Annotated in this window: 17 protein-coding genes and 2 tRNA genes; 8 read left to right on the top strand and 11 right to left on the bottom strand. The window is 31.0% G+C overall.

The window, feature by feature from the left end; translation table 11 throughout:
* Positions 1-6: 6 nt before the first annotated feature.
* The 6 genes from H8K90_RS15895 to H8K90_RS15870 all read left to right on the top strand — a co-directional run bounded on the left by H8K90_RS15895 (position 7) and on the right by H8K90_RS15870 (position 7,256).
* Entirely contained in the window at positions 7-858 is an 852-nt protein-coding gene (locus H8K90_RS15895) for a peptidyl-prolyl cis-trans isomerase (protein ID WP_222611374.1), read from the top strand.
* The gene (locus tag H8K90_RS15890; protein ID WP_186846980.1) at positions 806-2,260 is read left to right on the top strand and encodes a peptidylprolyl isomerase; all 1,455 of its coding nucleotides are present in this window, start codon (positions 806-808) and stop codon (positions 2,258-2,260) included. The genes H8K90_RS15895 and H8K90_RS15890 overlap by 53 nt, the downstream gene beginning before the upstream one ends.
* Before the next feature lie 3 nt (positions 2,261-2,263).
* Entirely contained in the window at positions 2,264-3,217 is a 954-nt protein-coding gene (locus tag H8K90_RS15885) for an AAA family ATPase (protein WP_186846979.1), read from the top strand.
* Positions 3,218-3,617: 400 nt separating this feature from the next.
* Positions 3,618-5,885, top strand: coding sequence for an aconitate hydratase (locus H8K90_RS15880; RefSeq protein ID WP_186846978.1), 2,268 nt, complete (start codon positions 3,618-3,620; stop codon positions 5,883-5,885).
* 123 nt (positions 5,886-6,008) lie between these two features.
* The gene (locus H8K90_RS15875; protein WP_186846977.1) at positions 6,009-6,680 is read left to right on the top strand and encodes a Crp/Fnr family transcriptional regulator; all 672 of its coding nucleotides are present in this window, start codon (positions 6,009-6,011) and stop codon (positions 6,678-6,680) included.
* Between the two features lie 9 nt (positions 6,681-6,689).
* On the top strand, positions 6,690-7,256 hold the full coding sequence (locus H8K90_RS15870) for a TlpA family protein disulfide reductase (protein ID WP_186846976.1): 567 nt from the start codon (positions 6,690-6,692) through the stop codon (positions 7,254-7,256).
* Here the strand turns inward: H8K90_RS15870 and H8K90_RS15865 are convergent.
* From H8K90_RS15865 to H8K90_RS15835, 7 genes are all read right to left on the bottom strand, one after another.
* A complete protein-coding gene (locus H8K90_RS15865) occupies positions 7,243-8,388 on the bottom strand; it encodes a lycopene cyclase family protein (RefSeq protein ID WP_186846975.1) in 1,146 nt (381 codons plus the stop codon). The genes H8K90_RS15870 and H8K90_RS15865 overlap by 14 nt on opposite strands.
* Positions 8,389-8,403: 15 nt before the next feature.
* Complete coding sequence (locus H8K90_RS15860) at positions 8,404-8,853, bottom strand: sterol desaturase family protein (protein WP_186846974.1); 450 nt, start codon at positions 8,851-8,853, stop codon at positions 8,404-8,406.
* A 17-nt stretch (positions 8,854-8,870) separates the two neighbouring features.
* On the bottom strand, positions 8,871-9,710 hold the full coding sequence (locus tag H8K90_RS15855; protein WP_186846973.1) for a phytoene/squalene synthase family protein: 840 nt from the start codon (positions 9,708-9,710) through the stop codon (positions 8,871-8,873).
* A gap of 114 nt (positions 9,711-9,824) precedes the next feature.
* Positions 9,825-11,285, bottom strand: a complete 1,461-nt coding sequence (locus tag H8K90_RS15850; RefSeq protein WP_186846972.1) for a phytoene desaturase family protein — start codon at positions 11,283-11,285, stop codon at positions 9,825-9,827.
* A 1-nt stretch (position 11,286) separates the two neighbouring features.
* Positions 11,287-12,189 (bottom strand): MerR family transcriptional regulator, encoded by a 903-nt coding sequence (locus H8K90_RS15845; protein ID WP_186846971.1) that lies wholly within the window; start codon positions 12,187-12,189, stop codon positions 11,287-11,289.
* Positions 12,190-12,322: 133 nt separating this feature from the next.
* Positions 12,323-12,406 (bottom strand) — tRNA-Leu (locus H8K90_RS15840).
* A gap of 55 nt (positions 12,407-12,461) precedes the next feature.
* Positions 12,462-12,534 (bottom strand) — tRNA-Lys (locus H8K90_RS15835).
* Between the two features lie 129 nt (positions 12,535-12,663).
* Between H8K90_RS15835 and H8K90_RS15830 the strand changes: the two genes are divergently transcribed.
* Positions 12,664-13,185, top strand: a complete 522-nt coding sequence (locus tag H8K90_RS15830; RefSeq protein WP_186846970.1) for a shikimate kinase — start codon at positions 12,664-12,666, stop codon at positions 13,183-13,185.
* Here the strand turns inward: H8K90_RS15830 and H8K90_RS15825 are convergent.
* Genes H8K90_RS15825 through H8K90_RS15815 form a run of 3 tightly spaced genes read right to left on the bottom strand, consistent with a single transcriptional unit; the run spans position 13,177 to position 14,683 of the window.
* Positions 13,177-13,680 carry a phosphoribosyltransferase family protein gene (locus H8K90_RS15825; protein ID WP_186846969.1) on the bottom strand — a complete coding sequence of 168 codons (504 nt, stop codon included), beginning with the start codon at positions 13,678-13,680 and terminating at the stop codon, positions 13,177-13,179. The genes H8K90_RS15830 and H8K90_RS15825 overlap by 9 nt on opposite strands.
* 57 nt (positions 13,681-13,737) lie before the next feature.
* A complete protein-coding gene (locus H8K90_RS15820; RefSeq protein WP_186846968.1) occupies positions 13,738-14,337 on the bottom strand; it encodes a methyltransferase domain-containing protein in 600 nt (199 codons plus the stop codon).
* The gene (locus tag H8K90_RS15815; RefSeq protein ID WP_186846967.1) at positions 14,315-14,683 is read right to left on the bottom strand and encodes an RNA-binding S4 domain-containing protein; all 369 of its coding nucleotides are present in this window, start codon (positions 14,681-14,683) and stop codon (positions 14,315-14,317) included. Before H8K90_RS15815 ends, H8K90_RS15820 begins: the two co-directional genes overlap by 23 nt.
* A 135-nt stretch (positions 14,684-14,818) precedes the next feature.
* Between H8K90_RS15815 and H8K90_RS15810 the strand changes: the two genes are divergently transcribed.
* Positions 14,819-15,865: an FKBP-type peptidyl-prolyl cis-trans isomerase gene (locus H8K90_RS15810; protein ID WP_186846966.1), complete on the top strand. Its 1,047-nt coding sequence runs from the start codon at positions 14,819-14,821 to the stop codon at positions 15,863-15,865.
* Positions 15,866-15,952: 87 nt separating this feature from the next.
* On the opposite strand, the gene H8K90_RS15805 is transcribed toward H8K90_RS15810, so the two are convergent.
* Positions 15,953-16,552: an outer membrane beta-barrel protein gene (locus H8K90_RS15805; RefSeq protein ID WP_186846965.1), complete on the bottom strand. Its 600-nt coding sequence runs from the start codon at positions 16,550-16,552 to the stop codon at positions 15,953-15,955.
* Positions 16,553-16,580: the final 28 nt, after the last annotated feature.

Genomic DNA, 16,580 nt, shown 5'->3' with positions numbered 1-16,580 from the left:
TTGTTTTTGAAACAAATATTCTACATACTCATTATTTGCGTTTTGGCGACGAGTTGCAGTTATTTTAAATCTGCAGATGATCGTGCACCAATAGCTAGAGTTAATGATGCTTATCTGTACAAAGAAGATATTGAAGATGTTGTACCTAAAGGAGCATCGAAAGAAGATAGCACACTTTTGGTAAATGCATATGTAGATCGTTGGGCAAGACAATTGTTACTCATGGATGGTGCTTTGGTAAACCTTTCTGAAGAAAAGCAAAACGAATTTTCAAAGCTCGTAGAACAGTATAGGAATGACTTATATATAAAAGCTTACCTAGAAGGATTAGTTAAAAAAAATATAGATACTATTGTACAGGCCGACGAGGCCAAAGTGTTTTATGAAGCCAATAAAGAATCCTTTAAACTTAATGACGATTTATTGCAGTTTAGATATATTAGTTTACCATTAAATCCTATAGATGTAGATAGTATTAAGAATAGGTTTAAACGATTTAATGTTAAGGACAAACGTTATTTAGATTCTATTTCGGTACAGTTTAAGTCTTATTCTTTAAATGATTCAATTTGGATAAAATATAGTCAGGTTGCAGAAAAAGTTCCTGTTATAACACTTGAAAATAAAAATCAACTGTTAAAAAAATCTAATTATGTACAACTCAAAGATTCATTAAACCTATATTTGGTGCAAGTAAATGATGTGCGCCTTCAAAACGACTATGCGCCTTTAGATTACGTTAATACTTCAATAGAACAAATTGTTATAAACAAGAGAAAATTAGAGCTCATCAAGCAACTCAAAAATGATATTACAAAAGATGCCATTAAAAACAATGAATTCCAAATTTATAATTAAAGCACTAGTTTTAGTTTGCTTTATATCCTTCAACTTTATCAATGCTCAAGAAATCATTGATGAAGAAAAACCTAAAATTGAAAAAGCAAAAGATACTGTTGTAAATAAATCGCGCGTTAAAGCAGACGGAGTAGCAGCAGTAGTAGGAGATTTTATTCTTTTAGAATCTGATTTAGACAGAGAAATCGCGCAATTAGAAGCTCAAGGAGCAGATTTAAAAGACGTAACACGTTGCGAACTTTTTGGTAGTTTACTAGAAGGTAAATTATATGCGCACCAAGCGATACAAGATAGTGTATTAGTAAATGAATTATATATACAAGGACTTGTAGATCAGCAAATACAGGGTATGTTAGCACAAGCTAATAAAGGAATTGACGATTTAATTGAATTCTACAAAAAGGATTCTGAAGAAGCGCTTAGAGAGGAGATGTATGAGATTAATAAAAATGCATACCTAGCGCAAGAAATGAGAAAAAAGATAACTGATGAGATTGAAGTTACACCAGAAGAAGTAAGACAATTTTTCAATAGTATTCCTGAAGACGAAAGACCAATATTTGGTACAGAACTTAAATTAGCCGAAATCGTTATTATTCCAGAAGTTACAGAAGAAGCGAAGCAAGCTGTTATAGATAAATTAAAAGGATTTAAAAAAGATGTAGAAAACGGATCGAGTTTTACTACTAAAGTGCTAGTGTATTCAGACGACGCTGCCTCTAAATCTAATGGTGGTTTATATCAGTTAAATAGAAAACAACCAAGAATGGTTAAAGAGTTTAGAGATGTAGCATTTTCATTACAAGAAGGTGAAATTTCTGAACCTTTTGAAACCGACTTTGGATATCATATTATATATCTCGAAAAAATTAGAGGCCAAGTATACGATGTAAGACATATTTTATTGCGACCAGAATTAACTCAAGATGCTATACAAAAAGCAAAAGACGAGATAGATATGGTAAGATCTAAAATTGTAGATGGTACCTTAACATTTGCACAAGCAGCAAGAGAATTTAGTGATGAGGAAAAAACTAAATTCGAAGATGGCCAAATGACCAACCCGACAACTCAAGATTTTAATTTTGAATTAACAAAAATGGATACAGAGTTATATACTCAAATTCAAGGTTTAAAGGATGGTGAAATTAGTCCGGTTATTGAAGATGCAGATCGTATAAATAGATTAAAATTTAAGATTTTAACTGTTACTGATAGAATAGATGATCATAAAGCAGATTTTGCTAGAGATTACCTTAAGATAAAAGATTTAGCCTTACAAGATAAACAAGTTGAAGCTATTGGAAAATGGCAAAAAAAGACAATAACGGAAACGTATATTAAAATTAATGGCGAATACAGAGACTGCGATTTTCAAAATAACTGGTTAAAAAATCAATAGTATATGTCTGATGTTGCTGTAATAGAAAATTTTGTCAAAAAATACGACGCTCTAAAACAAGAAATTGCAAAAGTTATTATTGGTCAGGAGGATGTTGTAAACCAAATCTTAATTTCTATATTTTCTGGTGGACATTCACTTTTAATTGGTGTACCTGGTTTGGCTAAAACCTTGATGGTAAATACCATTGCACAAGCCTTAGGTCTAGATTTTAAGCGTATTCAATTTACACCAGATTTAATGCCTAGTGATATATTAGGTAGTGAGATATTAGATGAAAATCGTCAATTTAAATTTATAAAAGGGCCAATATTCGCTAATATCATTTTAGCAGATGAGATTAACCGAACACCACCAAAAACCCAAGCTGCATTATTAGAAGCAATGCAAGAGCGTTCGGTTACTGTGGCAGGACATCAGTATAAATTAAATTTACCTTATTTTGTTTTAGCAACACAAAACCCAATTGAGCAAGAAGGAACTTATCCTTTACCAGAAGCGCAGTTAGATCGTTTTATGTTTGCAATAAATTTAGAATATCCATCTTTTAAAGAAGAGGTAGATGTTGTAAAAGCAACTACAACAGATATTCAGTTATCTGTTAATGCACTGTTTACTGCACGAGAAATTATAGATTTTCAGAATGTAATTCGTCGTATTCCTGTAGCAGATAATGTTATTGAATATGCTGTTACTCTGGTTGGAAAAACAAGACCTAAAGCAGATACTGCTGCAGATATCGTAAAAGAGTTTGTAGATTGGGGAGCAGGTCCAAGAGCATCCCAAAATTTAATTCTAGCAGCGAAAACACATGCAGCTACACATGGTAAATTTTCACCAGATATAGAAAATATTCAAGCTGTTGCAACAGGTATACTAAGACACAGAATTATCAAAAATTACAAAGCGGAAGCCGAAGGTATTACTGACGAAAAAATTATTGAAAGTTTATTCTAAGAAATAAGCTCTTATTTAATAGGTTTAATTCTTGATTTACCGGTTTTCAATTTCCTATTTTCGTTGTTTTATTTTGGTTAATAATTAGTACTTATTGTTGTTGAATTTAACAATATAACCTTTTCTATAGTCACTATAAAAGTGCTAACATTTATCACTTTGATTCAGTTTTCTAAATCAAATTATTAAATTCATATTAATTCTAAATAAGACAATTTATTAAATTAATAGCTAAGTTGCTGTTTTACTGTTAATTGTTTATAATATTGTTAGTGAATTATATAGTTTATGAATTATATTCAGAGAAAAACCAAAATCGTTACATATTTTTAAATCCTCTTTATAATTTGTAAATTTGTGTCGCTAAAAAAAACATTTATCAAACTCTTAAATATACTTTATGGCTTTTGACATTGATATGATAAAAAAGGTTTATGCTAACATGACTGAGCGCGTTGATGCTGCCAGAGACATTGTTGGAAAACCATTAACACTTTCAGAAAAAATATTATACTCTCATTTGTGGGACGGAAAACCTAATAAAGCCTTTACCAGAGGTAAGGACTATGTAGATTTTGCTCCAGACCGTGTTGCTTGTCAAGATGCTACTGCACAAATGGCTTTATTGCAATTTATGCAAGCTGGTAAGGCTAAGGTGGCTGTGCCAACGACTGTACATTGCGATCACTTAATACAAGCTAAAGATGGTGCAACTGCAGATTTAAAACATGCCAATAGTACAAGTAGTGAAGTATTTAATTTTTTAGAATCTGTTTCTAATAAATATGGTATCGGATTCTGGAAACCAGGTGCTGGTATTATTCACCAAGTAGTATTAGAAAATTATGCCTTTCCTGGTGGAATGATGATTGGTACAGATTCTCATACAGTAAATGCTGGTGGATTAGGAATGGTAGCTATTGGTGTTGGAGGAGCTGATGCAGTAGATGTAATGGCTGGAATGGCTTGGGAACTTAAATTCCCGAAATTGATTGGTGTAAGATTAACAGGAAAACTTTCTGGTTGGACAGCACCTAAGGATGTAATTTTAAAAGTAGCAGATATACTTACGGTAAAAGGTGGAACAGGTGCAATTGTAGAATATTTTGGACCTGGTGCAACTTCAATGTCTTGTACAGGAAAAGGAACTATTTGTAACATGGGTGCTGAGATTGGAGCAACAACTTCAACATTTGGATATGACGATTCTATGGAACGTTACTTACGTGCTACTGATAGAGCTGATGTTGCAGATGCAGCAAACGAAATTAGACCATATTTAACAGCTGATGAAGAAGTATATGCTAATCCAGAGCAATACTTTGATCAAGTTATTGATATAGATTTATCAGAATTAAATCCATTATTAAATGGACCATTTACTCCAGATTTATCTACACCAGTTGGTAGCGCAATGACAGAGAAGGCAACTTCAAACGATTGGCCTATTACTGTAGAATGGGGCTTAATTGGATCTTGTACAAATTCATCTTATGAAGATTTATCAAGAGCATCTTCTATAGCACAACAAGCGATAGATAAAGGAATTAAAATGAAGGCAGAATTAGGGATTAACCCAGGTTCTGAACAAGTACGTTATACAGCAGATCGCGATGGTCTTTTAGATATTTTCGAAAACTTAGACGCTAAAATATTTACGAATGCTTGTGGTCCTTGTATTGGGCAATGGGCAAGATATAGCGATCCTAAAAATGCACCAAAAAATAGCATTGTGCATTCATTTAATAGAAACTTTGCTAAACGTGCAGATGGTAATCCTAATACACATGCTTTTGTTGCTTCACCAGAAATAACAGCTGCAATTGCTATTGCTGGTCGTTTAGATTTTAATCCAATGACTGATAAGTTAATTAACGAAAATGGTGAAGAAGTAATGTTCGATGAGCCTACAGGATGGGAATTACCTCCTAAAGGATTCGAAGTTAAAGATAATGGTTACTTAGCGCCAGTAGCAGATGGTAGTGGAGTAGAAGTAACGGTTAGTCCAACATCAGAGCGTTTACAATTATTAACTCCATTTGAACCTATAGGAAATGAAATTAAAGGAGCAAAACTTTTAATAAAAGCCTTTGGTAAATGTACAACTGACCATATTTCTATGGCTGGACCTTGGTTACGTTTTAGAGGACATTTAGATAATATTTCTAATAACTGTTTAATTGGTGCAGTAAATGCATTTGGTAAGAAAACAAATTTTGTAAAAAATCAATTAACTGGTGAGTTTGCTGGTGTGCCAGATACTGCTAGAGCTTATAAAGCTGCTGGTGTAAAGAGTATTGTTGTTGGTGACCATAATTATGGAGAAGGTTCATCGAGAGAACATGCAGCAATGGAACCAAGACATTTAGGTGTTGTAGCGGTAATTGTTAAGTCGTTTGCACGTATTCATGAAACTAACCTTAAAAAACAAGGAATGTTAGGTCTAACATTTGCAAATGAGGCAGATTACGATCTTATTCAAGAAGATGATACATTTAACTTCTTAGATTTAAATGAGTTTGCACCAGGTAAACCATTAAATATCGAGCTAGTCCATGCAGATGGAAGTACGGATACAATTGTAGTAAATCATACTTATAACGATTCTCAAATTGAATGGTATAATGAAGGTTCTGCTTTAAATTTAATAAAGAAAGAAAACGCTTAAAAAGAGCAATTACAAGTTTTATTTAAACTCCTAGTTTTAACAGCTAGGAGTTTTTTTGTTTTTAACTGAAAGGTTTTCAATTTTTAACGACAAAAATGTAACTCAATTAATCTTTTATTAGTCATGAATACCATTTGGATATTCGAGGATGTGAATTTATTTAATTTGTTATGTCCTCATAAGTTTAAGCAATACAAGACTTGTCACGATTTTGATGCCTATAAAAAAAGTGATTATATTTATTTTGAAGAAGATGCAGCCAATAAGGTTTATCTCATTGAAAAAGGAAAAGTAAAGATTGGGTATTACAATGAAGATGGAACAGAAGTTGTAAAAGCCATCTTAAAAAGAGGCGAGCTTTTTGGTGAAAAAGCCATATTGGGTGAAGAAAAGCGTGATGAATTTGCACAGTCTTTAGATAATAATACATCTATATGTCCTGTTGGTGTAAATACCATGCATGAATTAATGCGAGACAATAAAACGTTTAGTCTAAGAATATATAAGTTTATTGGTCTTAAGTTTAAAAAATTAGAGCGTCGTCTTCAGCTCTTACTTTTTAAGGATTCTAAAACTAGACTTATGGAATTTTTAAATGAGCTTTGTACAGATTTTGGTTATGATTGTAGTAAAACAGGTGATCATATTATAAATCATCCATATACTCAAAAGGATATTGCATGTTTAATAGGTGTATCTAGGCCAACTCTTAATATTTTAATGAACGAATTAAAAGAAAAAAAGGTTATAGATTTTAACCGTAAACAAATCCGAATTTATAAGACGTCGGCATAATTTTAATAAATGAAAGGTAAACTTACCAAAAGCAATATTATTTTTTTTGCCATCGTTTTAATACTTATTATTCCGCAAACTAGACAGCCTATTCAAGTACTGTTACACAAGGGATTAAGTTATATAAATCAGTCATCGATTATCGATATAGATGAGAGAGTTTCTGTAAGTTATTCTAACTGGAAATTAAAATCAGATGATCATAAAATTCTCAATTTTAACGATACTAAAAATAAAGTTGTATTTGTTAATTTTTGGGCAACATGGTGTCCTCCATGTATTGCAGAAATGCCTAGTCTTCAGTTACTATATAATGATTACAAGGATAAAGTAGAGTTTCTATTTATAACTAATGATGATTTTAAAACGGTAGATAAATTTAAGACTAAGAAAGAGTTTACTTTTAAGGTTTATAGACCATTAGATCAGCCACCAAGTGAACTTGTAACCGGTTCTATTCCTAGGACATTCATTATTAATAAATCTGGTGAAATTGTTGTTGATGAGTCTGGTGCTGTAGACTGGAATAGTGAAAAGGTTAGAAATCAACTTGATGAACTACTTAAAGCGTTTTAAAAAACGCCTTAATAAAACTCCAAGAAAATAAAGACATCATAATTTTAAGTTCTTCTCTAAAGGTTGATTCTTCGTCTAAAAATCTAAACATAGTTTGTACTTTATTTTTGGAATAAAAACGTTCAAAAATCCATTCACCTTTATCATTCTCATCTTTTAAAACTTTAAGAAAAACTTTATCATAAAACTTATATTTTTTTCTAAAAAGTAAGTGCGAAGGTCTTTGTTCTTTTTTTAAGTTATCTACAATGATAGCAACTTTTTTTTCAGTGTGTTTAAATGAATAACCAGTAGATCCTTTTACCCATCCACCACCTGTACCAATTTTAGTAACCTTATCAGTATTAAATTTTGAAAAATTAAAATTAGTCATTGGGATTTGACCATACTCAGTTTCTAAAATAGAATAGGAGTCAATTTTCAAGTAATCTTTAATGTAAGTTTTAATGAATTTGTCGTAAACTGATTCGGCAACCAAGTGTTCGGTAAAATAAGTAAACTCTATTAAAGCTTCAGTTTTTGAAAACGGTAATACATAAGTAAAGTTGGTTTGATTTCCATCTTTAAGGCGATAATCCATCATAGTTAATTTGGTCTCATCAAAAACAGGTTTTTCTGTTTTTATAACCCATCCTTTAAAATGTTGTATTATAGAGATATTACCTTTGTCTTTAATTGAAAATTCCTTAGGAATTCTACTGTCAAAAACGTAATTAGATGTATAAGAATTATCTGTGGTTGTCACTTTTACTAGTTCTTTTTCAATGAGAGAAGTGACGCTTTCTAAAATAAAACTGATATTCTTTTTTTTGCTGAGTTGTGCTTTAGCTTCGTTATAAAAGTCTAAGGCTCGTATTGTTTTATAGCTGTAAGGTGATAGATTTAAATTGGTAGTTTTATTAGACGTAATTATAGAGGCTTTACTCCAAGATTTATGTGCAATAGAATTCCATTTTGATGGCTCGGTTTCCCAAAAACTCCATGTTTTATCGTTTATAGTTTTTTCTAATGGATCTATTAATGCTATTTCTTTATTACTAAAAAACGATTCTGAAGTAAGCTTTAAAGCTAATTGGAGTCCTGCGAGTCCATTTCCTATAATAATTATATCGAAATGGGAAGGTTTTGACATAGTTGGTCTAATAGCTTATTTTTTAAAGTATTTAAAAGGAACTATTAGCATACCAAAGCATTCTCCTTCATCTTTACCTAAATGCTTATGGTGTATTTTATGAGCTCTTCTTACACCTTTTGCATACCAATTATTAGCATTTCTAAACATTTTAAAGCGTTGATGTATAAAAATATCGTGCACTATAAAATAGGCAGCACCATAAGTCATTATTCCAATCCCTATTGGTAAACAATACCAAATGTTTTCGTAATTCCAGAGGTAAAAACATGTCATACTAACAATGGCGTAGAAAATAAAGAAAGCATCATTTCGTTCAAACCAACTATCGTGGTCTTTATGATGGTGATCTCTATGTAAACTCCATAAAAAACCATGCATAATATATTTGTGAGTAAACCATGCATTAAATTCCATGATTAAAAAAGTGCCTAAAAAGATTAATATCCAAAAAACAGTTTGCATAATTTAAGTTCTTTTTTTTATAATAAGTTCAATTGATATTTAACATAGCTTCTAGTAAGTAACTCTACTTTTTTATAATTAGGTACTCTAATTCTGGTCGATTTAATTTTTAAAGCTGGTGTCTTTTTAAGTTTTTCTAGTAACTTATTATAGTAACGATATGCCATAAACACACCAAATTTAGCTTCTAAAGGTAAACGCTTTATTCCACTTAATCCTTTTGCAAAATCTGCTTCAATATCATCTATAATTGCTTTTTTCGAAGTTTCGTCAAGCTGAGTTAAATCAGTATTTGGAAAATATGTTCTACTTAAATCTTCAAAATCTGCTTTTAAATCTCGCAAGAAATTCACTTTCTGAAATGCAGAACCTAAGCTCATTGCAGAATCTTTTAAGTCTTCATATTTTTCAACATCACCTTTTACAAAAACCTTTAAGCACATTAGTCCTACAACATCTGCTGAACCATAAATGTAGTTTTTGTATTCTTGCTCAGTTAAATAATCTTTTTTATGAAGATCTAAGCGCATACTATGCATAAAAGCATCTACTAAATGCTTATCTAAACCATATTTATGATATGTTTCTTGAAAGGAGTTTAAAATTGGATTTAAACTAATTTTATCTTCTAAAGCTGTTTCTAAATCCTTTTCAAAATTATTGAAAAGCTTTTCTTTATCATAATCATGAAACGTATCAACAATTTCATCTGCAAATCTAACAAAGCCATAGATGTTATAAATGTCTTGTCTAATGCTGTCTGATAGCATTTTCGTAGCTAAAGAAAATGATGTACTGTATGCATTTGTCACAGCTTTACTACATTCTTTCGAAACATTGTCAAAAATTGATTTCATGTGTTAGTTTTTATTGTTTTTTAACGGTCAAATACTGTTAGGTTTTTATCATCTTTTAAATGATAAACGTTTTTAGCGTGCTCGTTTCATAATATTAATTCTCTTATTTAGTAATTATACTTCATTCTTTTGAATCAGTTCTGCGACTAGCTTTCCTGAAATTAAAGCAGGCGGTACTCCTGGTCCAGGAACAGTTAATTGCCCTGTAAAATAAAGTCCTTTTACTTTTTTACTTTTTAATTTTGGTCTTAAAAAAGCGGTTTGCATTAAGGTATTTGCCATACCATAGGCGTTACCTTTATATGAATTATACTCACTAACAAAATCATTAATGCAAAACGATTCTTTAAAAAGGATATGTGTCTTAACATTTTGATTTGTCCTTTTTTCAAACCTATTAATTATAATATCAAAATATTGTTTACGCAGCTCTGGTGTGTCTTCTAGACCAGGTGCAATTGGAATAAGAAAGAAACCAGTTTCACAATTATCTGGCGCCATACTAGCATCAGTTACTGAAGGAAAATTGACATAAAATAAAGGGTCTTCTGGCCATTTTGGAGTATCATAGATATCTTCCGCATGAATTTCAAAATCCGTATCAAAAAACAAATTATGATGCTCAATGTTCTTTAGTTTTTTGTCAAAACCAACATAAAAGAGTAGCGAAGACGGAGCAAAAGTTCGTTTATTCCAATACGCTTCGCTGTATTGTCTATAGTCTTTATCTAATAAGGTTTCGGTATGATGGTAATCAGCTCCACTCAAAACTATATCAGAATCAATTTGCTGACCATCTACTGTGATGCCAACAGAATTGCTGTTTTCAACATTAATTTTTTGAACATTGCAATTAGTGTTTATCGATACACCTAAACTTTGAGCTAAACTCTTCATTGCTTTTACAATTTCAAACATACCACCTTTTGGATGCCATGTGCCTAAACCAAAATCAGCATAGTTCATAAAACTATAAAAAGACGGTGTTTGGTTTGGTTTTGCCCCTAAAAACAATACAGGAAATTCTAAAGTCGATATTAATTTAGGGTTCTTAAAATTTTTACGAACTTCTACGCTAATGGTTTTAAAAAACCGATCAACCCTAGTTATGGTTTCTTTAGTAACCAACTCAAAAGGTGAAACACCAGGCTTTAAGACCACATTGTTTATAGCAATATCATAATGTTCTTGAGCTCTACTAATAAATTTTTTTAGTGGTATGGAGCTGCCAGTTTCAATACGCTCAAATTCTTCACATATTTTATCCATATGGTCACCAATGGTAATCACTTCATCTGCAAAGAATATTTTATATGCAGGGTTTAACTTATCTAGCTCATAGTAGTCATTGGTAGATTTACCAAAATCATTAAAAAACTTTTCAAAAACATCTGGCATCCAATACCAACTTGGACCAATATCAAACGTAAAACCATCTTTTTTTAGCTGTCTTGCTCTTCCACCAACAGTGGCATTTTTTTCATAGATAGTAACGTCGTAGCCAGCTTTTGCTAAATAACATGAAGCAGATAAGGAAGAAAACCCAGAGCCTATTATGGATATTTTTTTGTTCATGCTATTTAATCTCTTCAATTAAAGATTTTATATTCTTAAATGCTTTTATCCCTTTTGGTAGATCGTTAACATCTATCTCGTTAAGTTTTCTACCTAGTAACCATAGTTTGGAGTTAGAATTCTTTAAAATAGTTGATTCAAAATCCTTTAAATATGCACTAACATTTTCCGTATCTGGTTTTATTGTAAAGTACGAGATAAAATTAACATCATCATAATAATTTAGAACATGTGTTAAGTTGTTCACTGGCACACTATGTCCTAAAAATATAGAATGATAACCTTTACTGATGATTTGATGATTAATAAATAATAAACCTAAATCATGAATTTCGTTAAAGGGAAGAAATAATACAAATGTCTTTTTTGATTTGTTTACTTGTTTTGATTGAACCTTATCTGTATTACCAATTATTTTTTGTCTAATTAAAGAGGATATAAAATGCTCGTGAGCAGGTGTAATTGTATCCGTTTGCCATAAAATTCCTATGCTGGTTAACATTGGTATAAAAACATCAAAAAATATATCTTTAAATGACTTTTCCTCTAAAAGCGATTGGTAGGTTTCATAAAAAAGAGCTTGGTCAAAATTCAGCATTGCTAACTTTAACTCATTAATGGCATGATTATCTGTGTCATTTTTAGAGGAAATATCTTTAACCAAAGTAGGAATTTCACTTTCTTTTAAGGTCGCTATTTTAGATATTTTATAACCGTTATTGTTTAGAAAACTAATATTAAGCAATTTCTGAAAGCCTGCTAAATCGTAATACCTAATATTGGTATCTGTGCGTTTGGGTTCTAAAAGATTATAGCGTTTCTCCCATATTCTTATAGTATGAGCCTTAATACCTGTGAGGTTTTCAAGGTCTTTAATACTGAATCTGTTTTTTATATTGTTCAATTTTTTTTAATAATGTTTAAACAAAAATAAGATTTTAATGAATAGAAATGTTATAATTAACATAAAATATATTAAAAATAATTTTAAAACTTAAGAAGAAATAGAGAAATAAAAGGGAATTCTAATAATAAAGTGCGCACGAGAAGACTCGAACTTCCACGGACTAATGTCCACCAACCCCTCAAGCTGGCGCGTCTACCAATTCCGCCACGTGCGCAAAACAATAAAGTAAAGGTAAAAAAAAAGTTAAGCTTTTTGTGCTTAACTTTTTGTGACCAGTCTGGGGCTCGAACCCAGGACCCTCTCCTTAAAAGGGAGATGCTCTACCAACTGAGCTAACTGGTCATAATGTTTTTCTCTAACGAGGGTGCAAATATAAAATGTTTAATTAATAAAACAACACTTTTTTTATTTAAATTTTTGTTTTTTTGTTGTCTGTAATCGTATAGATTTAATAATCAAATTATAAGCAATATGTTAGTCGTATTAATAGGATATATGGGATCGGGAAAATCTACTATAGGTAAGGAATTAGCTACTGTGCTTAATTACAGTTTTTTAGATTTAGATGATTACATTTCGCATAAGGAGAATAGCTCCATACCAGAATTATTTAAAACTAAAGGTGAAATATATTTTAGAAAAAAAGAAACACATTACCTAAAAGAAGTAATTAGTACACATGATAATACTATCGTAGCTTTGGGAGGTGGTACACCGTGTTATGGAAATAATTTAAATGTATTATTAAAAAATGAAAATGTAATAACGTGTTTTCTAAAGCTTTCTATTCCACTTTTATCGAAACGTTTATTTAAAGAACGAGAAAAACGACCATTAATAAGTCATTTAAAAACAGAGGAAGATTTATTAGAGTTTATAGGTAAACATATTTTTGAACGTGTACAGTACTACAACCAAGCGGATTACACAATAGTAACTGATAACAAATCAAAGCAAGAGATAATAGAAGATATTTTAATGCGCTTAATCTAAATACGCCTCGTAAGGTTGTTTAGATAAATTTACATGGACGTGTTCAAAAAGAGACGTAGAAAGCGAAATACCTTTAAAATCTGCTTTTACAGGATATTTTTTATGATTTCTATTGACTAACACAGCAGTTTTAAACTGCTTAAGAGGCACATCTAAAAAATGTTTAATTCCATAAATCAATGTACTACCAGAATTTAAAACATCATCTATAAGCACTATAGATTTATTAGCATAATCTTCTTTTTTTATTGATGTCTTAATAGGTTTAGTTGGCTCAGATTTGTTAATGGTAACTTTGCACAAGGTAGATTCTATAGAAGAAATTTTATCAAGACTATTTTTTATTTTCTTAGCAAGTACAAATCCATTACTTTCAATACCAGCAATTATGAGTTCGGTTTCGTTAACATTACTTTCATAAATTTGGTACGCAATGCGTTTAATCTTATGCTCAATTTCTTTATGACTAAGAATAGTGTTCTTGGTTAGTGCCATTAGTGTTTTTTTAATAAATCTATTAGTTAACAATATTCAACGCTTGCTAAATGCGTGTTATTGACTCTCAAAGATAAAAAACAGTTCTTTACCTTGTCTTTCTTTTATAGAATTAATTGAGGTTTCTAAAATTTTGATTTTAAATTTTTCTTTAAAGCGAAATTGATATTCAGATAAACTTCCACCAAAAGGCGGACCAGATTGGGTAAGTGGAAAATCGAACAATAAACCCACCAACTTACCTTTAGGATTTAGAAGTTGATGCATGTGAGAAACATACTTATTTCTAAGGTCTGGATTTAGTGCACAAAAAAAAGTTTGCTCTATTATAAGGTCAAAACGTAAATTCAATTCAAAAAAATCGGCACATTGTAATTGTTCATCCGGAAAATTAGGAACACGCTGTTTAAAATTGTCTAAAGCTTGAGCAGCAAAGTCTACAACATAGATGTTTTTGAAACCTAAATTCCACAAATATTCAGCTTCATAACCATTGCCTGCGCCAGGTATTAAAATTTTTAGTGTTTTGTCTTTTAATTGGTCAATATAGCTTTTTATAGGAGTAGAAGGGTAGCCAATATTCCAACCAGTATTATTTTTTGTATAGCGGTCTTCCCAGTAATATTTATCGAGTTTATTCTTCTTCATAGAAATCATCAATATCTCTTCTGTCTTTTTTAGTTGGTCTTCCCGTGCCTTTTTTACGATAATAATCTTTACTATACTTTAATAGCTCTTGAGCCTCAAAGGCTTCTTTTGGTGTAGTATCTATTCTGTATATATCAACGAGTTTTGCTCCAACTCGGTTTGGTGGTAAATCATTTACGGTTATTTGGTAATTTACTTGGTTTTTTCTTAGCTCAATTTTATCAGTAGCATAGACCTCTCTAGAGGGTTTAGCTACGCTTCCATTTAGCTTTACATGTCCTTTTTTACATGCTTGAGTAGCTATGCTTCGTGTTTTGTAATAACGCACACACCATAAGTATTTATCAATTCGCATATATTTTTAACTAAAAACAACGTTAATCTTGTTGTACAAAAATATTATATTATTGTATCTTGCGCCTAATTATTAAGCAATAATGAACATCATATTGAATCTGTGGTAGATATATATGAGAAATACAAAAATCCTATGAAAATTAAAACTTTAAAATTTAGCCTTTATTTATTGGCATTGGTAACTGTTTTTGTTTCTTGTGAGCCAGATGATGGCCCAACAACTTCATTTCAAGAAGAAGATAGAGGAGAGCAACAAGAAAAGGATAGAGATTCCTTATTAAATTATCTTAATACGCATTATTATAATTCTGCTTTTTTCGAGTCAGGCACTAATCATAAGTATACAGATATTGTCATCACTGAGTTAGAAGATGGTGAAGATGTACCAGCTGGAAACACATTATTAATTAATGCAGTAGAGACACATACAACTGTATTTCTTGATTTTGATTATGAGTATTACATTCTAAGAATTAATCAAGGAGAAGGTGGTTCTCCAAAATTCCCAGATGCTGTGCGTATGAGGTATGAGGGAAGTTCTTTAGAAGATGGTGATGTTTTTGATTCTAGAGCTACACCAACGGATATCTCTTTAGTGGGTAATGGATTTAGTACTTTTGGTACTATTAAAGGATGGCAACTTGTTATACCTGAGTTTAATGCAGCAATGGATTTTGACATAGATAATAATGGTAATGTAAACTATAATAATTTTGGTTTAGGAGTAATGTTTCTTCCTTCTGGGTTAGCTTATTTTTCAGGAATTACTACGGGTTCTGCTTATGATAATCTTATTTTTAAATTTGAATTATTACAATATGAGCAAGCTGATCACGACTTAGACTTAATACCTTCATATTTAGAAGATTTAGATGGAGATTTAGATGTTAACAATGACGATACAGATGAAGATGGTTTTCCTAACTATATAGATTTTGATGATGATAATGATGATGTTTCAACTCTAGACGAGTTGTTTCCTAAGACATATGTAGTAGATACTAATGAAGGTGACGAAGAACCTGTTTTAGCTTCTAATGAATTTGAAACAGAAAGAAGTGATGATTCAGGTATTATTACTATCCATACATTAACTATGATAGACACAGATGGTAATGGTGTGCCTGATTACTTAGATGAAAATGTTAGTATAAATTACAATGAAGATGATAATGAGTAATATTTATTATTATTAATAGAATATTAAAAAAGCCGCTCAATCAATGAGCGGCTTTTTATTTCTATAATTTTAAGACGTGCTTCTAGTTTATAATGCAATAGATAAACTTAAAATTAGTTGATCTGGTCTAGTGTCAATTCTACTTACAGCTCCACCACCAATGTTGTTGTCTATAAACCTTGCTTCATTATTATTAAAGCCTCTCTCGTATCTTAAATCAATTCCAATTTTGTCTAAACTTAGACCAATACCAAAATTGAGTCCTACAGAGAAATCATCTTCAACATTATCAATATCAATACCTTCAAAATCAGTATCTAGAATATATTGTAATGATGGACCACCAAATACACTAATTGGTCCTAATACTTTAAGTCCAACTAAAAGTGGTGCGTCTATTTTTTTAACATTAAAATGGTCGCTATCATAATCACTTTTTGTAGCGGTATAAACCAACTCTGGTCTAAAATAGAGTTTATCTCCTATTTTACCAAAAAGTCCAACATGGTAACCAATATTACGATCTGGATTTTTTGCATTCTCACCAATAGATTCAAAATAATCTCCATTGGCACTATAGTTTAAACCACCTTTAACACCAAATGCACTACCGTTTTGTGCATTTAAACTAAAACTAATAAATGCTAAAATTGCAACTAAAAAAGCTGACTTTTTCAAATTTTTCATAATGTTCGTTTTTAAGATTAGGTATCTA

Source organism: Winogradskyella echinorum (assembly GCF_014297365.1).
GTDB lineage: Bacteria > Bacteroidota > Bacteroidia > Flavobacteriales > Flavobacteriaceae > Winogradskyella > Winogradskyella echinorum.
Note: the sequence above shows the minus strand (reverse complement) of the source record. Positions and strands in the feature narration are given on the sequence as shown.